This window comes from Vibrio sp. D404a (genome assembly GCF_030248535.1).
Classification (GTDB): domain Bacteria; phylum Pseudomonadota; class Gammaproteobacteria; order Enterobacterales; family Vibrionaceae; genus Vibrio.
Map to the genome: position 1 here is coordinate 20,953 of NZ_JAHGAJ010000042.1, position 15,748 is coordinate 36,700.

At 46.1% G+C, this 15,748-nt stretch carries 17 protein-coding genes; 5 read left to right on the top strand and 12 right to left on the bottom strand.

Translation table 11 applies throughout. The features are described 5' to 3' along the window. Positions 1-168: 168 nt before the first annotated feature. The 4 genes from KI655_RS21045 to KI655_RS21060 all read right to left on the bottom strand — a co-directional run bounded on the left by KI655_RS21045 (position 169) and on the right by KI655_RS21060 (position 3,985). Positions 169-1,368 carry a NupC/NupG family nucleoside CNT transporter gene (locus KI655_RS21045; protein WP_285408421.1) on the bottom strand — a complete coding sequence of 400 codons (1,200 nt, stop codon included), beginning with the start codon at positions 1,366-1,368 and terminating at the stop codon, positions 169-171. Between the two features lie 206 nt (positions 1,369-1,574). Beyond that, entirely contained in the window at positions 1,575-2,495 is a 921-nt protein-coding gene (locus KI655_RS21050) for a LysR family transcriptional regulator (RefSeq protein WP_285408434.1), read from the bottom strand. A 177-nt stretch (positions 2,496-2,672) separates the two neighbouring features. After that, complete coding sequence (locus tag KI655_RS21055; RefSeq protein ID WP_285408422.1) at positions 2,673-3,665, bottom strand: lytic transglycosylase domain-containing protein; 993 nt, start codon at positions 3,663-3,665, stop codon at positions 2,673-2,675. A gap of 29 nt (positions 3,666-3,694) precedes the next feature. Continuing rightward, positions 3,695-3,985: a YcgL domain-containing protein gene (locus KI655_RS21060; RefSeq protein WP_285408423.1), complete on the bottom strand. Its 291-nt coding sequence runs from the start codon at positions 3,983-3,985 to the stop codon at positions 3,695-3,697. A gap of 221 nt (positions 3,986-4,206) precedes the next feature. Here KI655_RS21060 and minC point away from each other — a divergent pair, with 221 nt between their 5' ends. From minC to KI655_RS21080, 4 genes are all read left to right on the top strand, one after another. After that, positions 4,207-4,869 carry a septum site-determining protein MinC gene (minC, locus tag KI655_RS21065; RefSeq protein WP_032551886.1) on the top strand — a complete coding sequence of 221 codons (663 nt, stop codon included), beginning with the start codon at positions 4,207-4,209 and terminating at the stop codon, positions 4,867-4,869. A 20-nt stretch (positions 4,870-4,889) separates the two neighbouring features. After that, positions 4,890-5,702: a septum site-determining protein MinD gene (gene minD / locus KI655_RS21070; RefSeq protein WP_285408424.1), complete on the top strand. Its 813-nt coding sequence runs from the start codon at positions 4,890-4,892 to the stop codon at positions 5,700-5,702. 6 nt (positions 5,703-5,708) lie between these two features. Next, entirely contained in the window at positions 5,709-5,972 is a 264-nt protein-coding gene (gene minE, locus KI655_RS21075) for a cell division topological specificity factor MinE (RefSeq protein WP_032551884.1), read from the top strand. Positions 5,973-6,164: 192 nt separating this feature from the next. After that, a complete protein-coding gene (locus tag KI655_RS21080; RefSeq protein WP_285408426.1) occupies positions 6,165-6,584 on the top strand; it encodes a glycine zipper domain-containing protein in 420 nt (139 codons plus the stop codon). A gap of 65 nt (positions 6,585-6,649) precedes the next feature. Here the strand turns inward: KI655_RS21080 and rnd are convergent, their stop codons facing one another. From rnd to KI655_RS21120, 8 genes are all read right to left on the bottom strand, one after another. Further along, positions 6,650-7,768 (bottom strand): ribonuclease D, encoded by a 1,119-nt coding sequence (rnd, locus tag KI655_RS21085; RefSeq protein WP_285408427.1) that lies wholly within the window; start codon positions 7,766-7,768, stop codon positions 6,650-6,652. Positions 7,769-7,881: 113 nt separating this feature from the next. Further along, complete coding sequence (gene fadD / locus KI655_RS21090; protein WP_285408428.1) at positions 7,882-9,576, bottom strand: long-chain-fatty-acid--CoA ligase FadD; 1,695 nt, start codon at positions 9,574-9,576, stop codon at positions 7,882-7,884. 106 nt (positions 9,577-9,682) lie between these two features. Next, positions 9,683-10,534, bottom strand: coding sequence for an alpha/beta fold hydrolase (locus KI655_RS21095; RefSeq protein WP_285408429.1), 852 nt, complete (start codon positions 10,532-10,534; stop codon positions 9,683-9,685). A gap of 55 nt (positions 10,535-10,589) precedes the next feature. After that, positions 10,590-11,150 carry a Slp family lipoprotein gene (locus KI655_RS21100; protein WP_285408430.1) on the bottom strand — a complete coding sequence of 187 codons (561 nt, stop codon included), beginning with the start codon at positions 11,148-11,150 and terminating at the stop codon, positions 10,590-10,592. 36 nt (positions 11,151-11,186) lie between these two features. After that, the gene (locus KI655_RS21105) at positions 11,187-11,492 is read right to left on the bottom strand and encodes a chromosome partitioning protein ParA (protein WP_285408431.1); all 306 of its coding nucleotides are present in this window, start codon (positions 11,490-11,492) and stop codon (positions 11,187-11,189) included. 126 nt (positions 11,493-11,618) lie between these two features. Continuing rightward, on the bottom strand, positions 11,619-12,320 hold the full coding sequence (gene tsaB, locus KI655_RS21110; protein WP_285408432.1) for a tRNA (adenosine(37)-N6)-threonylcarbamoyltransferase complex dimerization subunit type 1 TsaB: 702 nt from the start codon (positions 12,318-12,320) through the stop codon (positions 11,619-11,621). A 51-nt stretch (positions 12,321-12,371) separates the two neighbouring features. Continuing rightward, complete coding sequence (locus KI655_RS21115) at positions 12,372-14,291, bottom strand: ATP-dependent DNA helicase (RefSeq protein WP_285408433.1); 1,920 nt, start codon at positions 14,289-14,291, stop codon at positions 12,372-12,374. 153 nt (positions 14,292-14,444) lie between these two features. Continuing rightward, positions 14,445-14,645, bottom strand: coding sequence for a hypothetical protein (locus KI655_RS21120; protein ID WP_285408435.1), 201 nt, complete (start codon positions 14,643-14,645; stop codon positions 14,445-14,447). A 252-nt stretch (positions 14,646-14,897) separates the two neighbouring features. On the opposite strand from KI655_RS21120, the gene purU reads away from it, so the two are divergent. Then, the gene (gene purU / locus KI655_RS21125; RefSeq protein WP_285408436.1) at positions 14,898-15,731 is read left to right on the top strand and encodes a formyltetrahydrofolate deformylase; all 834 of its coding nucleotides are present in this window, start codon (positions 14,898-14,900) and stop codon (positions 15,729-15,731) included. Positions 15,732-15,748 lie beyond the last annotated feature (17 nt).

Sequence of the window (15,748 nt, forward strand, 5' to 3'; positions counted from 1 at the left end):
TGATCCCCTAAAGCCTGCACCACATCCGTGGCACAGGCTTAATCTGAATATGAAAGCCTATGTTTTTGAATTATAGGCTCTCATTGTCACATCAACTGAGAATTGTTGTGACTTATCAGTTAGGTATCTGTCGATAATAGATAAGAATTATCGCAATATAAATAAGAGTTACAGCGACAGAGCCACACCCGCAATCGAAGCGCTCATCAAGTTCGCCAACACGCCAGCACAAATTGCACGGAAGCCGTATTGAGAGATGAATGAGCGACGCTCTGGTACTAAGCTACCTAAACCACCGATCAGGATCGCCATGGTTGAGATATTCGCAAAACCACACAGTGCAAAGGTGACGATAGCTTGTGAGTGTTCGCTCAGTGCTTCTTTGGCTTCCATTAGCTGAATGAAGGCAACAAACTCATTCACAACGATCTTATTACCAATCAGTGAGCCCGCCACAATCGCTTCGTTCCACGGCACACCAATCAGCCATGCAACGGGTGCAAACACATAACCTAGGATAAGTTCGAAGCTCAGGTCCACGCCGAACCAGTCACCAACTGCACCTAGCATGCCATTCAGCATTGCAATCACGCTGACAAAAGCAAGAAGTGTTGCACCCACTGCGACTGCAATACGAAGTCCAGACATAGCCCCATCTGCCATTGCCTCAACTACGTTAGTTGCTCGTGGAATTTCGACATCAGACTCGATGCTCTCTTGAGTTTCATTTGCACTACCTGGAACCAAAATCTTAGCCATTAGTAGACCCGCAGGCGCAGACATGAACGCGGCTGCAATCAGATAATTTAGATCAACGCCCAGAGATGCGTAGCCGACTAGTGTGCCACCCGCTACAGACGCTAGGCCACAGGTCATCACAGCAAACAGCTGAGAATCCGTCATATGCTTTAGGTAAGGCTTAACCACCAATGGCGCTTCAATCATGCCGACGAAGATGTTCGCCGTTGCAGACAGTGATTCCGCTCGGCTAGTGCCCAACAGCTTTTGCAATGCGCCGCCAATCAAGTTGATCACTTTTGGCATGAAACCAATATGGTACAGACCTGAAATCAGAGCCGAAAAGAAAATGATGATGCCGAGTACGTTAATCGCAAATACAAAGCCACTGTTGGTTAGGCCACCAAATAGGAAACCAATGCCCTCTTGGCCGTAGTTGATTAAGCTCGAAACCGCACCCGTCACGCCGTTAAGAACGTCTTTGCCCATAGGTACGTAAAGCACAAGCAGTGCAAATGAAACCTGAAGTATGAAAGCAAGAGACACCGTTCTTAGCTGAATATTTTTTCTGTCCGTAGATAGTAACCAAGCGATTACTAGAAGAGTAATAATTCCAATTAGAGATGCCATATACGTCAAACCTGAAAAGTTGTAGTAGGAAAGGCGACGCATTGTATAGAGGAAACCGTTTGCGACAAGCAGCGGTTGTTACATGGATGTTGGCTTAACAGTCCATTTAAGCACCAAATATATAACTCATTGAATTAATTAAAATTTTATTGATTATTTTTAATACTTTTTCCATATGGAAACTATATTTTCAAAAACAGCGACAGTTAGCGGTGTAATTCAACGCAAGTTTTCAGATTTTTATCCCAATACGTCGGAGAACCAATGTGCTGTTTCAGGAACTCAATCACCGTGGATAGCTTCTTTGGCATGTTCTTGCGGCTTGGATAGACAGCAAAAAATGGCATGATCTGACTGGCTTTCCACTCAGGTAATACCTGAATTAGCTGACCACTGCGAAACTCCTCTTTAACAAGATAAGTCGCAAGATAGGCAATTCCCCAACCTGCCACAGCTGCGTCTCTTACCGCCTCTGCTAGATCGACAGAGTAATCACCACTAACGGTGACACATAAACTTTCTTGTCCGTTATCGAACGCCCAAGAGGTATAATCACGCTCACGGCTACGATAGATAAGGCAGTTGTGGTCGCTCAGATCCGAAGGGCAACTCGGCGTACCTGCTTTGATCAAGTAGTCCGGTGATGCCGCAACCACAAACTGGCTGTCTGCTAATCGCTGAGCAATGTAGCCTTCCGGCAACTCTTCATTGTTGGTGATCCAAAGATCCAAGCGTTCTTCGATCATATCCACTTTGTAATCGAACAAGTGAACCTCAACTTTGAGCTGTGGATAGAGCTGACGTAACTGATCAATAGCGGGAATGACATGCAAAGTACCGAACGATTGTGAGATACCAACTCGCAACTTACCAGAGACATCATCACGCTGACTTTCCATGTCCATTTGTGCGGCCTTGAGCGTACCAAACAACTGCTCACAGTGCTGATAAAACACTTCACCCGCTTCGGTCAACGTGAGGCTGCGCGTCGTACGCTGAACCAGCTTAATCCCAATGTTGTCTTCCAACAGTGCGATCTGCTTACTGATGTGCGATACCGATACATTTAAGCTCTTCGCTGCACTGGTAAAACCGCCATGCTTAATCAAGGCGTGGAAGATCACCATTTGTGCCGCTCTGTCTGTTAACACTCGTTTGCCCTCTATCTAACTTAAAAACGGCCTATCTAAAATAAGCCATTAATCTGGAACACTATTTACTAAAAAAACAAAAGGACTCCGAAGAGTCCTTTTTAATCTGTTGGCTTATGCCGCTTTGCCTTGGTTGCTTTCTTTAAACTTAAGCTATTTAAACTTAATTCGATCAGCGAGGTGACTCACTGCCAGTGCAAAGTAGTACGAACGATTCCACTTCATCAGTACATTGTAGTTGTTGTAAACCAAGTAAGAGCGCCCGGTTTGGTCATCCGGCATGATCAGCCAAGCTTTAATATCTTCATCAAGCTTGGGCAGTGGGCTGCCATCAAAGCGCGTAATACCCAGCTTTGACCACTCTTGAAGGTACTTACCTTTCTCTTCCGAGCGGCCCTGCATATCTAGAGAGATATTCGCCGGCACTTTTACCTGTCTGCCCCATGTGTACTTATCATCCCAACCTGACTGGCTCAGATAATTCGCCGCAGAGGCAAAAACATCGGCTTCGGTATTCCAAATATCCTTCTTACCATCACCATTCCCGTCTGCAGCATACGCTAAGAACGAGCTTGGCATAAACTGAGGTTGCCCCATTGCGCCAGCCCACGACCCTTTCATGTCCTGAGGCTTAATGTGCCCCTCTTCTAGAATGGTCAGTGCTGCCATCGCTTCTTTGGTAAAGAAAGCCTCACGGCGCCCTTCGTAAGCCATGGTGGTAAGCGCATCGATCACGCGGTAATTACCAGTAAAAGTACCGAAGTTACTCTCAACACCCCATAACGCCACAATAAAGCGCGGTTGAACACCGTACTCATCGCCAATGCGTTTCAGCTCAGTGTGGTGCTTATCATAAAGCGACTGCGCCTGCTTCACCTTCCAAGCGGGAACCGCTCTTGGGATATACTCGTCGAGTGTGAGCTTTTTCTCTGGTTGATTTTTATCTGCTTTTACCGCGCGCGGTTTAAACGTCACGCCGTCAAAGGCTTGGTCGATGATCGATTGAGAGATGCCTTGCTCTGAGCCTTGCTTTTTCAGCTTCTCAACAAACTGTTCAAAGCTTAATTCGTTAGCATGCAATGGAGCCAATGCACTGCCGGCCAACAACGCCGACACGGTAATTAGGGTTTGCGATAATTTACTCAACGATCATTCCTCCCTGAATCTGATGAGTACTACTCTTCATCTTGAGCGTTTTGTTGAGCCTTACGCTCTTTATACAGCTCAAGTTCATTCACTGGTGGTGGCGGTACTTGTAAAAAGAAACCGTCATTTAATAGAGACTCGCGAACTTTATCGATGTTCACTTGTGCCAATTTACGACCATCCATTTTGATGACCATTACGAAGCTAGGTTTACCAAACATTTGCATCAATGCGTCAGGAACTTGTGAAAAATCATCCTTCTTAGGGATATAAAGGTATGTTCCTTCTTTTTTTGAGCTTTTATATATAGAACACAGCATGACAAACCTTTTCTAAATGTTTATGACTACAAAACTCTCACATGCGAGATCAATAGTTTATGTTGGTGAAATATTGGGAACAAAACGTCCATTTGACAACAAGATCACTTGCTGTGCTTGGTCTGGGAATATAACATGATAAACCTAGTTTCAGGCAATGCCCTTTATCGTAAAGATGAAAGAAATTGTAGCCAACCGTTATTGAGGTCCTGTAGTTTTCGATGTCTAGTAACCCAGATCTAAAAGGTAGCAGCTTCACGCTATCTGTCTTGCACTTATCCGATGATAACGTCGAAAATGCAGCGTCATTCCTTCAAGAAAAAGTCGACCAAGCACCAAACTTTTTTGCTGCAGCTCCTGTGGTAATTAACATCAGCCAAGTTGCCGGTGATATCGACTTCCTCCAACTTAAAAACGGCATATCTCAAGCAGGTATGATCCCTGTCGGCGTAACGGGCTGTTCTGATAAACGCATGCAAAACCTAGCAAAAGAAGCTGGTTTCGCTGTAATGACGGCCAGCAAGTCCCCTTCACAGGCTCCGGCTAAGATGGCGCCCACAAAAGTGGTAAGAACTCCGATTCGTTCTGGACAACAGGTCTATGCTAAAGATGGTGACCTATTAATTTTGAGTCACGTGAGTGCTGGAGCGGAAGTGATTGCGGATGGCAGTATTCATATTCATGGCACATTACGCGGCCGCGCAATTGCAGGCGCAAGCGGTCAAACTGAAGCAAAGATTATCTGTAACGATTTACAAGCCGAGCTGGTTTCCATTGCAGGCAACTACTGGCTCAGCGATCAAATTGAAAGCGAGTACTGGCAGAAGAAGACCATGTTCAGCATGGACAACGACGTACTACGTGTTGACGTACTCGCACTATAAAGAAATAAAAGGAAAAAATAATGGCACGCATTATCGTTGTAACGTCAGGTAAAGGCGGTGTTGGTAAAACTACCTCCAGTGCAGCTATTGCCTCAGGTTTAGCTTTGAAGGGAAAGAAAACAGCAGTTATCGACTTTGATATTGGTCTGCGTAACCTTGATCTTATCATGGGCTGTGAGCGTCGTGTCGTTTACGATTTCGTTAACGTTATCAATGGCGAAGCTACGCTTAACCAAGCGATGATCAAAGATAAGCGCACAGAGAACCTGTTCATTCTTCCGGCTTCTCAAACTCGTGATAAAGACGCACTGACCAAAGACGGTGTTCGTCGTGTATTTGATGAGTTAGATGAAATGGGCTTCGACTTCATCATCTGTGATTCACCAGCAGGTATCGAGCAAGGTGCTTTGATGGCACTTTACTTTGCGGATGAAGCGATTGTAACAACGAACCCAGAGGTTTCTTCGGTACGAGATTCAGACCGTATTCTAGGTATTCTGGATTCTAAGTCTCGCCGCTCTGAAGAAGGCTTAGAGCCAGTGAAAACGCACTTACTTCTAACTCGCTACAACCCAGCACGCGTTACCCAAGGTGAGATGTTGAGTGTAGAAGATGTGGAAGAGATCCTGCATATTTCTCTGCTAGGTGTTATCCCAGAGAGCCAAGCGGTACTAAACGCATCAAACAAAGGTGTTCCAGTTATCTTTGACGAAGCGACCGACGCAGGCATGGCTTACAGCGATACTGTAGACCGCCTTCTAGGCAGCCAAGTGGACTTCCGCTTCCTAACGGAAGAGAAGAAAGGCATCTTCAAACGACTATTCGGGGGCTAATCAACTATGTCACTACTAGAGTTTTTTAGACCACAGAAGAAAACCACAGCTAACCTAGCGAAAGAGCGTTTGCAGATCATCGTTGCAGAGCGTCGCAGCCATGACGATCCTGCACCTTCGTACCTACCACAACTTAAAGAAGACATCTTAAAGTGTATCGCTAAGTACGTGGAAGTTGATCCATCGATGGTTGACCTCTCTTTTGAGCACAAGGACGACGACATCTCGGTTCTTGAGCTTAACGTGAAACTGCCTGAAGACGATAAGTAGTTCCTCTTCTAGTTATCACTCCCTATCGAAACGGCTCACTGATTTGCAGTGGGCCGTTTTAATATCTAGCCCACACCCATTCCAACTATGAATGATAACTGGGGGTTATTATTCATATAAGTAGTCGTCATTATCCAAGGTCGATGTTTTTTTGTACTCTTATCCCGTACCCAACAAACGAAGAGCACAACTATGACTTATCTAAACAATAAAATTAAAGCCATCATTCTTACCGCGGCATTTGTTGTTACTGGATGTAGTTCAACTGGAATGGATGCAGACAATGAAAATGCGGCACGAAATAGAGGTGCAGCTGGAGGCGCGTTAGTTGGGGCAACCTTAGGCGCATTAACCGGTGAGCCAAGCCTTGCGGTAAAAGGTGCTGTAGCCGGTGGTGTGACCGGTGGTGTTGCAGGCTCAATGAAAGACCTTGATGACTCTCGCCAAAGTAAAAACACTCAGGTTCTAGCGGATGGTCACTCACAAGATAACCGTAGTGATGCAGAAAAACGCGTCGCTGAACTCGAAGCTGAAATAAGAATTATGGAATTGGAACAGCAACTGGCTGAAGCCAAAGAGAAAGAAACGTCTAACAGCGACGACAAATCATAATGATAAAAAAAGGGGTAAAGCGACGGTGCTTTACCCCTTTCTCTATCTGATTATCAGAAAACCGACTACTTAATCAGCTTATCCAATTTCTCACCCGCAATCTCTAAACGCCAGCCTTGCATCACATCCGGCATTTTTTCTGGATTACGATCGTGTTTCCAAACCCAACTTAACACTTGGTTAAGCTGCTTCTTAGAAGCGATAAATTCCGTTGCCAAACCGCTGTGTTGTGACGCTTTCTTCACTTCGTCTTTTAGAACCTTAAACACCTGCTTGTAACCTGGAAAGTCCATCAGACGCTCAACAACCGCTGGGTACTCTTCCTCTGGCGTGTGCTCTGCCAGCTTCACAATCGAGCTGATTTTCGCACCATGACGACGAACAGAGCGGAAATCAAAGCCCTCTTCTTCCATGCGCTTTGGATTCTTAATCGCAAAGCGAGCCACTGCCCAAAGATCTTGCTCTTTAAAGATGAAGTTCAATGCTAGGTCACGCTTAATCGCTTCTTTTAGACGCCACGTTGCTAGCGGCTTTAGGATCGCCAGTTGCTTTGGTTTCAACTGCCAAGCGCCTTTGATATCAAGGTACGCTTTTTCTGGCTCTACAGAGCGAATACGCTTGCTCACTTGCAGATCAGACTCTTGCTGAGCGGCATCCCACCAGCCTGCTTCCATCACCTTCTCAAGTAACTTGTTGTACATTGGCATTAGGTAGTAAACATCCGCCGCTGCGTAGTCGAGCTGCTTTTGTGACAGTGGGCGTGCCAGCCAATCGGTGCGTGATTCACTCTTATCAAGGTCGATACCGACAAACTCTGATACTAGAGCGGCAAAGCCCGTTGACAAGCCATGACCTAAGAATGCAGCCATGATCTGAGTATCTACCATTGGCGTAGGTGTGCAGCCAAACGCGTTTTGGAACACTTCTAAGTCTTCACCACATGCGTGCAGTACTTTTAACACCGAAGCATCTTTAAGTAGCGAGACAAATGGCGTCATCTCGTCCAGTGCGATTGGGTCAATCAAAGACAGGGTTTCACCATCAAATAACTGAATCAAACCTAATTGCGGGTAATACGTTCGGGTTCGAACAAACTCCGTATCAAGCATAACAACATCGGCTTCACGGGCTTGCTGACATACACGTTCAAGGTCTTTCAATTGGGTAATGATTTGATAGTTCACAAAAACTCTCACTGGTTGAATTTATCTGCCGGATACAAAAATGCCGACAATCACTGTCGGCATTCTATCACTAATTTAAGACTACCGCTTAGTTTAAGCGGTATGACCATCAGTTATTCGCTGGCACGCTTCGCAAGCTCAGCATCGTTCTCTTCACGTAATACACGACGCAAGATCTTACCTACGTTGGTCTTAGGCAGTTCATCACGGAACTCAACCAATTTTGGCACCTTGTAACCAGTTAGGTGTTCGCGACAATGTGCAATCACGTCTTCTTTAGTTAGGCTTGGGTCGCGCTTCACAACGTAGATCTTAACCAATTCACCCGAGACTTCATGAGGTTGACCGATAGCCGCAACTTCTAGCACTTGACCATGTAGCGCAACCACATCTTCAATCTCGTTCGGGTAAACGTTAAAGCCAGACACAAGAATCATGTCTTTCTTGCGGTCAACAATGTGTAGCAGGCCCTCATCGTCAAACTTCACGATGTCACCTGTTGATAACCAACCGTCATGATCGATCACTTCTTTAGTCGCTTCAGGACGCTGCCAGTAGCCTTGCATCACTTGTGGACCACGAACTTGCAGTTCACCGACTTGGTCGTTGGCTACCACATTACCTTCGTCATCAATGATGCGAACATCGGTCGAAGGTACCGGCAAGCCGATAGCACCGGTGTAATCTTTTAGATCGTAAGGGTTACCTGTCACCAATGGAGAACACTCCGTTAGGCCATAACCTTCTAATAGGTGAATACCTGTCGCTTTCTTCCATTGCTCGGCAACAGCGCGTTGAACCGCCATACCGCCACCAACAGATAAGCGCAGGTTGCTGAAGTCTAGTTCATGGAAGTCTTCGTTGTTCACAAGTGCATTGAACAGCGTATTTACACCCGTAATCGCCGTGAATGGTACTTTCTGTAGCTCTTTGATGAAGCCCGGAATATCGCGAGGGTTAGTAATCAGTAAGTTACGACCACCCATTTCTACGAACAGTAAGCAGTTCACTGTCAGTGCGAAAACGTGGTAAAGCGGCAGTGCTGTTACAACCAGCTCACGACCTTCTTGCAGAACTGGACCATAAGCCCCTTTCGCTTGTAGAACGTTCGCGATCATATTGCGGTGCGTTAGGATTGCGCCTTTCGCCACACCCGTTGTACCACCTGTGTACTGAAGGAAGGCGATATCATCACCAGACATAAATGGTTTTACATACTGTAGACGGCGGCCTTTATGCAGCGCCTTACGGAACGAAATAGCACCCGGCAGATCGTACTTAGGTACCATGCCTTTAACGTATTTCACCACGAAATCGACAATCGTACCCTTCGCGCGCGGCAGCATTTGGCCAAGGCTCGTCAGTACCACGTGTTTCACTGGCGTGTTATCGACAACTTTCTCCAGTGTGCTCGCAAAGTTCGAGACGATAACAATCGCTTTTGCGCCAGAGTCATTCAGTTGATGCTCAAGTTCACGTGGCGTATACAGAGGGTTTACGTTAACTGCAATCATACCAGCACGCAGCACACCAAATAGAGCAATTGGGTATTGCAGCAGGTTTGGCATCATCAGAGCGACACGATCGCCCTTCTTCAGCTTCAGATCATTTTGTAGGTAAGCGGCGAATGCGCGGCTGCGCTCTTCAAGCTTGCGGAAAGTCATGATAGAGCCCATGTTTTCGAATGCAGGTTGGTCAGCGTACTTCTGTACTGACTGCTCGAACATTTCAACTAAAGATGGGTACTGATCTGGGTTGATCGTTTCTGGTACGTCACTTGGATAACGTGAAAGCCAAGGTTTATCCACGATGTTACTCCTCGTTTATCAGCTGACGACTGTTTCGCCGCTATTTATCATGGCGATATTACAGCACAGCTTTAGTGCATGAGCACTAAAAGGCTCAAACACTTGTTTAAATTTTGTTAACTACACCAAGAATTAGTTCAGAAACTGACTCTGGGTTCTCTAAATGACAATGATGTCCGCCTGAAATCATCTCGATAATTGGGGGATTTTGAGTAGATTTGTAGCGATTATGCTGTAAATCCTTAAATCCTTCATTCCCCAAAATTATCAATTGAGGGCATTCTATCGCCTCATTTATCGCATCGGCGTGCGCCTGAGACATCCTATAAACCGAATCACACTTCAATTTTGGGTCGCTGCGCCACTGCCAAACGCCCTCAAATTGTTCAATTCCCCGAATCACAACAGGGGCGATCAAGTTTGGTGCAATTTGATTAGCATGAGATCTCAGTTTAATGGCGTCCTCTAGACTGGCTAATGGACGTGAAGGCTTTCGTCGCTGTCTTTGACGACTGAGTACCCCATCTCGCAAACGAGAGACTGCTGCTTGGGGAGCTTCAGAAAGAGGTCCATGACCTTCAATTTGGATTAATCCCGACACCATTTCAGGAAAGGCGGCACTATAGCAACTTGCGATCAATGCACCAAGCGAATGTCCTACTAGTACCAGTCTGTTTGGCGATAATTTACCCACCAACTGATGTAAATCATCGATGTAGTCATGAAAAGGGTAATAACTGCCGGCTTTGTGCGAGGAGTGTCCATGCCCAAACAGGTCGATAGCCACGAGGTGATAGTGGTTCGATTGAGTATGCATTGCCTGCATTAAGGAGGTGAAACTGGCAGCGTTATCTAGCCACCCATGAACAAAAACGACCGTCAATGCGGCCGTTTCGAGGTTTCCAAGCTCTTGGTACACCATAGTGCCACTCGGAAGTGAATAAGATTTTTCAATCATCCGTTGTGATCAGTCCTTAATCTTAAATATCCAGATGAGATGTTAAATCACCGGATTACTCGACGTCTTGTACCACTCGGCCTTGTCTTGGCATGGTGTGGAAGCTACGACAATGTAGGCTGCGGCACGAGTAATAAGTCGGTGCGAAATCGTTCACAATCACACGCTCTGTGATTTGCCATAGGCGCTGATTATCGACATTCATTACTGGGAAAGTATATGGGAACTCACCAATCTTGCCGTCTTCTGAACCTGCAGATTGGCCAACAAACGTCACCAAACGACCTTCAGCAAAACTCAGTGGCTCGACATAGCCATCTACGTAAGCAACAAAACGACCGCTTGGCTCTGCATCGAGATCAGGCTTACCGCTGCTAGAAATTGGCATGTTAACCACTTCTACACGTGATTTATCTTTAAGGTTAGTTACCTTGGCAATCACACCGCCCAAACGCACGTCTTTGGCATCAGGAAGTTGATCTACCCACTGTTGATAATCTGTAATGACTGGTTCTGAAGAGGCTTCAAGTTCGGTCGGTAGCGATGAACACCCAACCAATAAGACTGAGAATAAGCCAAGAGCAAAAAGGCGTAGCTTTGCAGGGGAAATCGACATGGTTCTAACCCTTAAATAGAAGATAAATTGGTGTTTTTATATATAAATATCGACACCGATGAGTCTTGCAAGTTCCTCTTTTTTCGCCTGATTCATAACATCCATATACTCTTCCATCGCTTTTCGCCCACGCCCTTCTGGAAGGTCGTACTGGACTTGAGCACGGTGAATATCCGATTCTTGAACGTGACGAATAGAGTGCGAGACAGCATTGGCGACCTTACTGGGTTGCCCCACTGAGGTCTTTGCATCGGTTTTCTTTACCTGATTCTTCTTGTTGGTGCGATTGGTCTTAGATGTATTGCCTATCGCTGAAGGAGGTAAACCATTAATTGATACCATTCACTCAATCTCTGCCTCGGTATGACTCTAAATATGCGCTATTTAGAGTCATGGGTTATCAGAACCTTGTAAAAGTTATGACGTTTTTTTATTAATAACTCAAAAGCTTATTTACAGCTCGAGAAACTATTCACGACCAGGAAGCTTTTTCCACGCCACTTTATCACGCAGATAAACAGGCTCAGACTCTTCAACTGGAACCGCTTTGCCTGCTGCAAAGGCAAACTGAGCGATAAACGCCATATCTTGCGCTTCTGGGTAAAGCACTTCGCTCTGCTTTGTTGTTAATGATAGCGTATCCATGTGTTCTGCGTACGCCGCCCAACCTGTACCCACTTTTGCCCAAGTGTTTTGGTCTTTTTCGATTTGGTTTACAAGCTCTTGTGGCGGAATAACACACTCTTCGTCAACCAAAGACCAGCGACCATCTTGCTCACGACTGTAGCGAGCCCAGTATACTTCGCTCATACGAGCATCAATCGCACTTGCGACGTGGGTATCCCCAAACTGGCGGTAGCTTGATTGCGCCATGGCCTCAAGTGTCGAAACACCAATCATTGGCAGGTCAGCGCCGAACGCCAAGCCTTGTGCAATACCGATACCGATACGAACACCAGTGAAACTACCTGGACCTTGACCAAATGCAATCGCATCAACCTCAGCTAAGGTTAAACCCGCTTCTTTCAGTACTTCATCAACCATAGGTAGGACTTTCTTAGTATGGTCACGTGGTGCTACTTCACTGCGAGAGAAAACCTGCTCTCCCACCATCAATGCTACTGAACAGTTTTCCGTTGCTGTATCTACTGCAAGAATTTTTGCGCTCATTTGTGTCTCAAATATCGTTATCTAAATCTAAAAACAGTGTCCAAAGCTCAGCTAGGATTCGCTTGCTTTGGCTAGAAATTCTTTAATTATCCCTAAGTCTCGGGTGCGTGGAATAGGAGGTAAACTCCCAAGGAAAATGCCACCATAATCCCGAGTCACTAAGCGATTATCACAAATGATCAGTGCGCCGCTGTCGCTCTTATCTCGGATCAATCGCCCCACACCTTGCTTTAGGGTGATCACCGCATCAGGCAATTGTACCTGAGCAAACGGATCGCCCCCTTTAAGCTTACAATCTTCAATCCTCGCTTTAAGCAAGGGATCATCCGGTGCGGTAAAGGGTAATTTATCGATGATAACACAGCTTAATGCGTCGCCCCTAACATCTATCCCCTCCCAGAATGCGCCAGTCGCCACCAGCAACGCGTTACCCAACTCCATAAACTCAGCCAAGGTTTTTTGCTTACTGGTTTCCCCTTGTAGCAATACTGGAACGCTCAACGTTTCTCTAAAGCGTTCGCCGAGTTCGCGCATCATGCTGTGTGAGGTACAAAGGAAGAAACAACGACCTTGGTTCTGCTCAATCACAGGAGCCAACATGCGCACCAGTTTATCCGCGAGTCCCGGACTATTAGGCTCAGGTAAGTAGCGAGGCACACACAAACGCGCTTGTTTCGGATAATCAAACGGGCTTGGCAGCGAAAACTGCTGACTCGGTTTTAAACCAAGACGAGAGGTAAAGTGGTCAAAGTCATCCGATACCGCGAGCGTTGCCGATGTGAAGATCCATGCTCCGGGTTTGAGCTCAATCTGTTCATGGAACTTATCCGCCACTGACAGCGGTGTAATGTGCAGTGCAAAATGACGAGGAGTCGTATCGTACCAATATGAATAACCGGTAATTGAGACATCACAAACTCGCTCGATACGAGCCTTAATCAAAGTGGCACGCTCAAACGCGGTATCTAATAATTGGCTACGCCCAAGAGCCAGCTTAAGAACATCAACCGCCAACTGCAGAGCGTCTTGCATGCGCACCAGTTCACGAGCAATCGATTCAGACTTCAGAGCTTCACGCCAATTGCCTCGAAAGCCAGTATCACCCAAAACAATCCTCAAGTCAGATGCTGCCTGGACAAGCCTATCACCCACTTTTTGTAGCTGGCGCATATCCTTGGCTTCAGTGCGATAGCCAATCTCAATGTCTTTTGCGAGTTCGTGGATCTGACGGCTCGATACTGACTGACCAAAATACTCACTCGCAATATCTGGCAGTTGATGGGCTTCATCGAAAATAAACACGTCTGCATCAGGGATCAGCTCACCGAAGCCGGTTTCTCTAATTGCTAAATCTGCCAAAAACAGGTGATGGTTTACCACCACCACATCGGAATCCATGGCTTTTTTACGCGCTTTAAGCACAAAACAGTCGGTATAACTTGGGCACTCTTTACCCAAGCAGTTGTCGTTAGTTGAGGTAATTGTCGGGATAATTGGGCTGTCTTCAGCGATATCATCACAATCGCCAAGGTCACCCGTTTGCGTTGACGACGACCAACTGCGCACTTTCACCAACTGTGCAAGTAGCGTTGGGTCGGTATGGGTGCCGTGGCTTTCAACCATCTGACGACTGAGTCTGTCCAAACACAGATAGTTAGAGCGACCTTTTAGCAATGCAACTTGCCCGTAGAAACCGAGCGCATCGGTCATTAACGGAAGGTCACGGTGAAAAAGCTGCTCTTGGAGGTTTTTGGAACCCGTACTAATGATGGTTTTCTTGCCGCTCAATAACGCCGGCACCAAGTAAGCAAAAGTTTTGCCGGTACCCGTCCCAGCTTCGACCACCAGCTGGCTTTGATCTTTGATTGCATTGGAAACCGCCTCAGCCATATCAAGCTGAGCTTGTCGTGGCTGAAACCCCGGAATCGCTTTACCTAGCGCGCCATCAGCAGAAAACGTTTTGGATATCATAATTTACGAGCTTGAAGAAAACCGTGTACGAGTTGAGAAATTCAGAGAGCGAAGTATGGCAGGTTTGGTGAGCCGGCGCGAATCAAGAATGCATCCGCACCGGAGGTGTTTCGTTTAGGCTCGAGAATGATCCGAGATTAAGCCCAAAGAAATCTATTTACGATTCAGATAACGAGAGAGCCATGGCGCGCCTTCAAATGCGGGCTCTGGCGTTTGTAAGGTCTTAACGGCATTCGATGGCGACGTCTTACTGTCCCACATTTCGTCCAGTACGTTGTCATCAAGTTGAGCATCACCCATTAGTGAACTAACGCGTTTACAGTAGAGTTTTTTTGCCAATAGCTCTTTGTCCATAAGTCTTACCTCTGTTGGTGTAAAGCGGATGTTCAACCCCAGCGTATCAAGAACGGCGGCTGGAGTTAGAGACAAACCATGCCGATGGTTATCTTGGTAGATATTTATGAAAGCGATAATTCATCGGTATATTTTGTTGAAACCAACTTGATAATAGATTAATTATAACGGTGATATTGCGGCTCAGTTCACCGTTCGACAGGCTGTATAAATTTTTGAAGAATAAAAATATTTCATGGAAGTAAGATGGAAATGGAAAAGAAAACACTGCTCACGCATTGCACGGATGCGCCGGGTCTGATCTCTAAGATCACCAACATTTGTTATAAACACCAACTCAACATCGTACACAACAACGAGTTCGTAGATAACACCAGCGGCCACTTCTTTATGCGTACTGAGCTTGAAGGGTATTTCAATGACGAAACCTTTCTTGCCGATTTAGACCAAGCTCTGCCAGAAAATGCTAAGCGCAAGCTAATGGGTTCATCACGCAAACGTATTGTAGTGCTAGTGACCAAAGAAGCGCACTGTCTAGGTGATATTCTGATGAAGAATTTCGATGGTAGCTTAGATGTTGAAATTGCCGCGGTTGTCGGTAACTACGACATTTTGCAAAGCCTCACCGAGCGCTTCGATATCCCATACCACCACGTTTCACACGAAGGTCTTAATCGTGAAGAGCATGAACAGAAAATGTTGGAAGTGATTGACCAGTATCAAGCGGACTACCTAGTTTTAGCTAAGTACATGCGTGTACTGACTCCGGGATTTGTTGAAAAATACAACCATAAGATCATCAACATTCACCACAGCTTCTTGCCTGCTTTCATTGGTGCCAAGCCATATCAGCAAGCGTATGAACGCGGCGTGAAGATCATTGGTGCAACGGCACACTTCGTGACTAATGACTTGGATGAAGGTCCAATTATTAAGCAAGACGTAATCCCGGTGGATCACAACTTCAGTGCGAAAGATATGGCTCAAGCGGGTCGTGACGTTGAGAAGAACGTGTTGAGCAAAGCACTAAACAAGGTGATCAACGATCATGTGTTTGTTTACGGCAATAAGACTGTGATTCTGTAGCGAGTAAGCGAGTAAGC

Excerpts from the sequence above, each read along its gene's own strand:
- KI655_RS21045 (WP_285408421.1), bottom strand. The coding sequence starts at position 1,368 with ATGGCATCTCTAATTGGAATTATTACTCTTCTAGTAATCGCTTGGTTA.
- KI655_RS21050 (WP_285408434.1), bottom strand. The coding sequence starts at position 2,495 with ATGGTGATCTTCCACGCCTTGATTAAGCATGGCGGTTTTACCAGTGCA.
- KI655_RS21060 (WP_285408423.1), bottom strand. The coding sequence starts at position 3,985 with ATGCTGTGTTCTATATATAAAAGCTCAAAAAAAGAAGGAACATACCTT.
- minC (WP_032551886.1), top strand. The coding sequence starts at position 4,207 with ATGTCTAGTAACCCAGATCTAAAAGGTAGCAGCTTCACGCTATCTGTC.
- minD (WP_285408424.1), top strand. The coding sequence starts at position 4,890 with ATGGCACGCATTATCGTTGTAACGTCAGGTAAAGGCGGTGTTGGTAAA.
- minE (WP_032551884.1), top strand. The coding sequence starts at position 5,709 with ATGTCACTACTAGAGTTTTTTAGACCACAGAAGAAAACCACAGCTAAC.
- KI655_RS21080 (WP_285408426.1), top strand. The coding sequence starts at position 6,165 with ATGACTTATCTAAACAATAAAATTAAAGCCATCATTCTTACCGCGGCA.
- KI655_RS21095 (WP_285408429.1), bottom strand. The coding sequence starts at position 10,534 with ATGATTGAAAAATCTTATTCACTTCCGAGTGGCACTATGGTGTACCAA.
- KI655_RS21100 (WP_285408430.1), bottom strand. The coding sequence starts at position 11,150 with ATGTCGATTTCCCCTGCAAAGCTACGCCTTTTTGCTCTTGGCTTATTC.
- KI655_RS21105 (WP_285408431.1), bottom strand. The coding sequence starts at position 11,492 with ATGGTATCAATTAATGGTTTACCTCCTTCAGCGATAGGCAATACATCT.
- tsaB (WP_285408432.1), bottom strand. The coding sequence starts at position 12,320 with ATGAGCGCAAAAATTCTTGCAGTAGATACAGCAACGGAAAACTGTTCA.
- KI655_RS21115 (WP_285408433.1), bottom strand. The coding sequence starts at position 14,291 with ATGATATCCAAAACGTTTTCTGCTGATGGCGCGCTAGGTAAAGCGATT.
- KI655_RS21120 (WP_285408435.1), bottom strand. The coding sequence starts at position 14,645 with ATGGACAAAGAGCTATTGGCAAAAAAACTCTACTGTAAACGCGTTAGT.
- purU (WP_285408436.1), top strand. The coding sequence starts at position 14,898 with ATGGAAAAGAAAACACTGCTCACGCATTGCACGGATGCGCCGGGTCTG.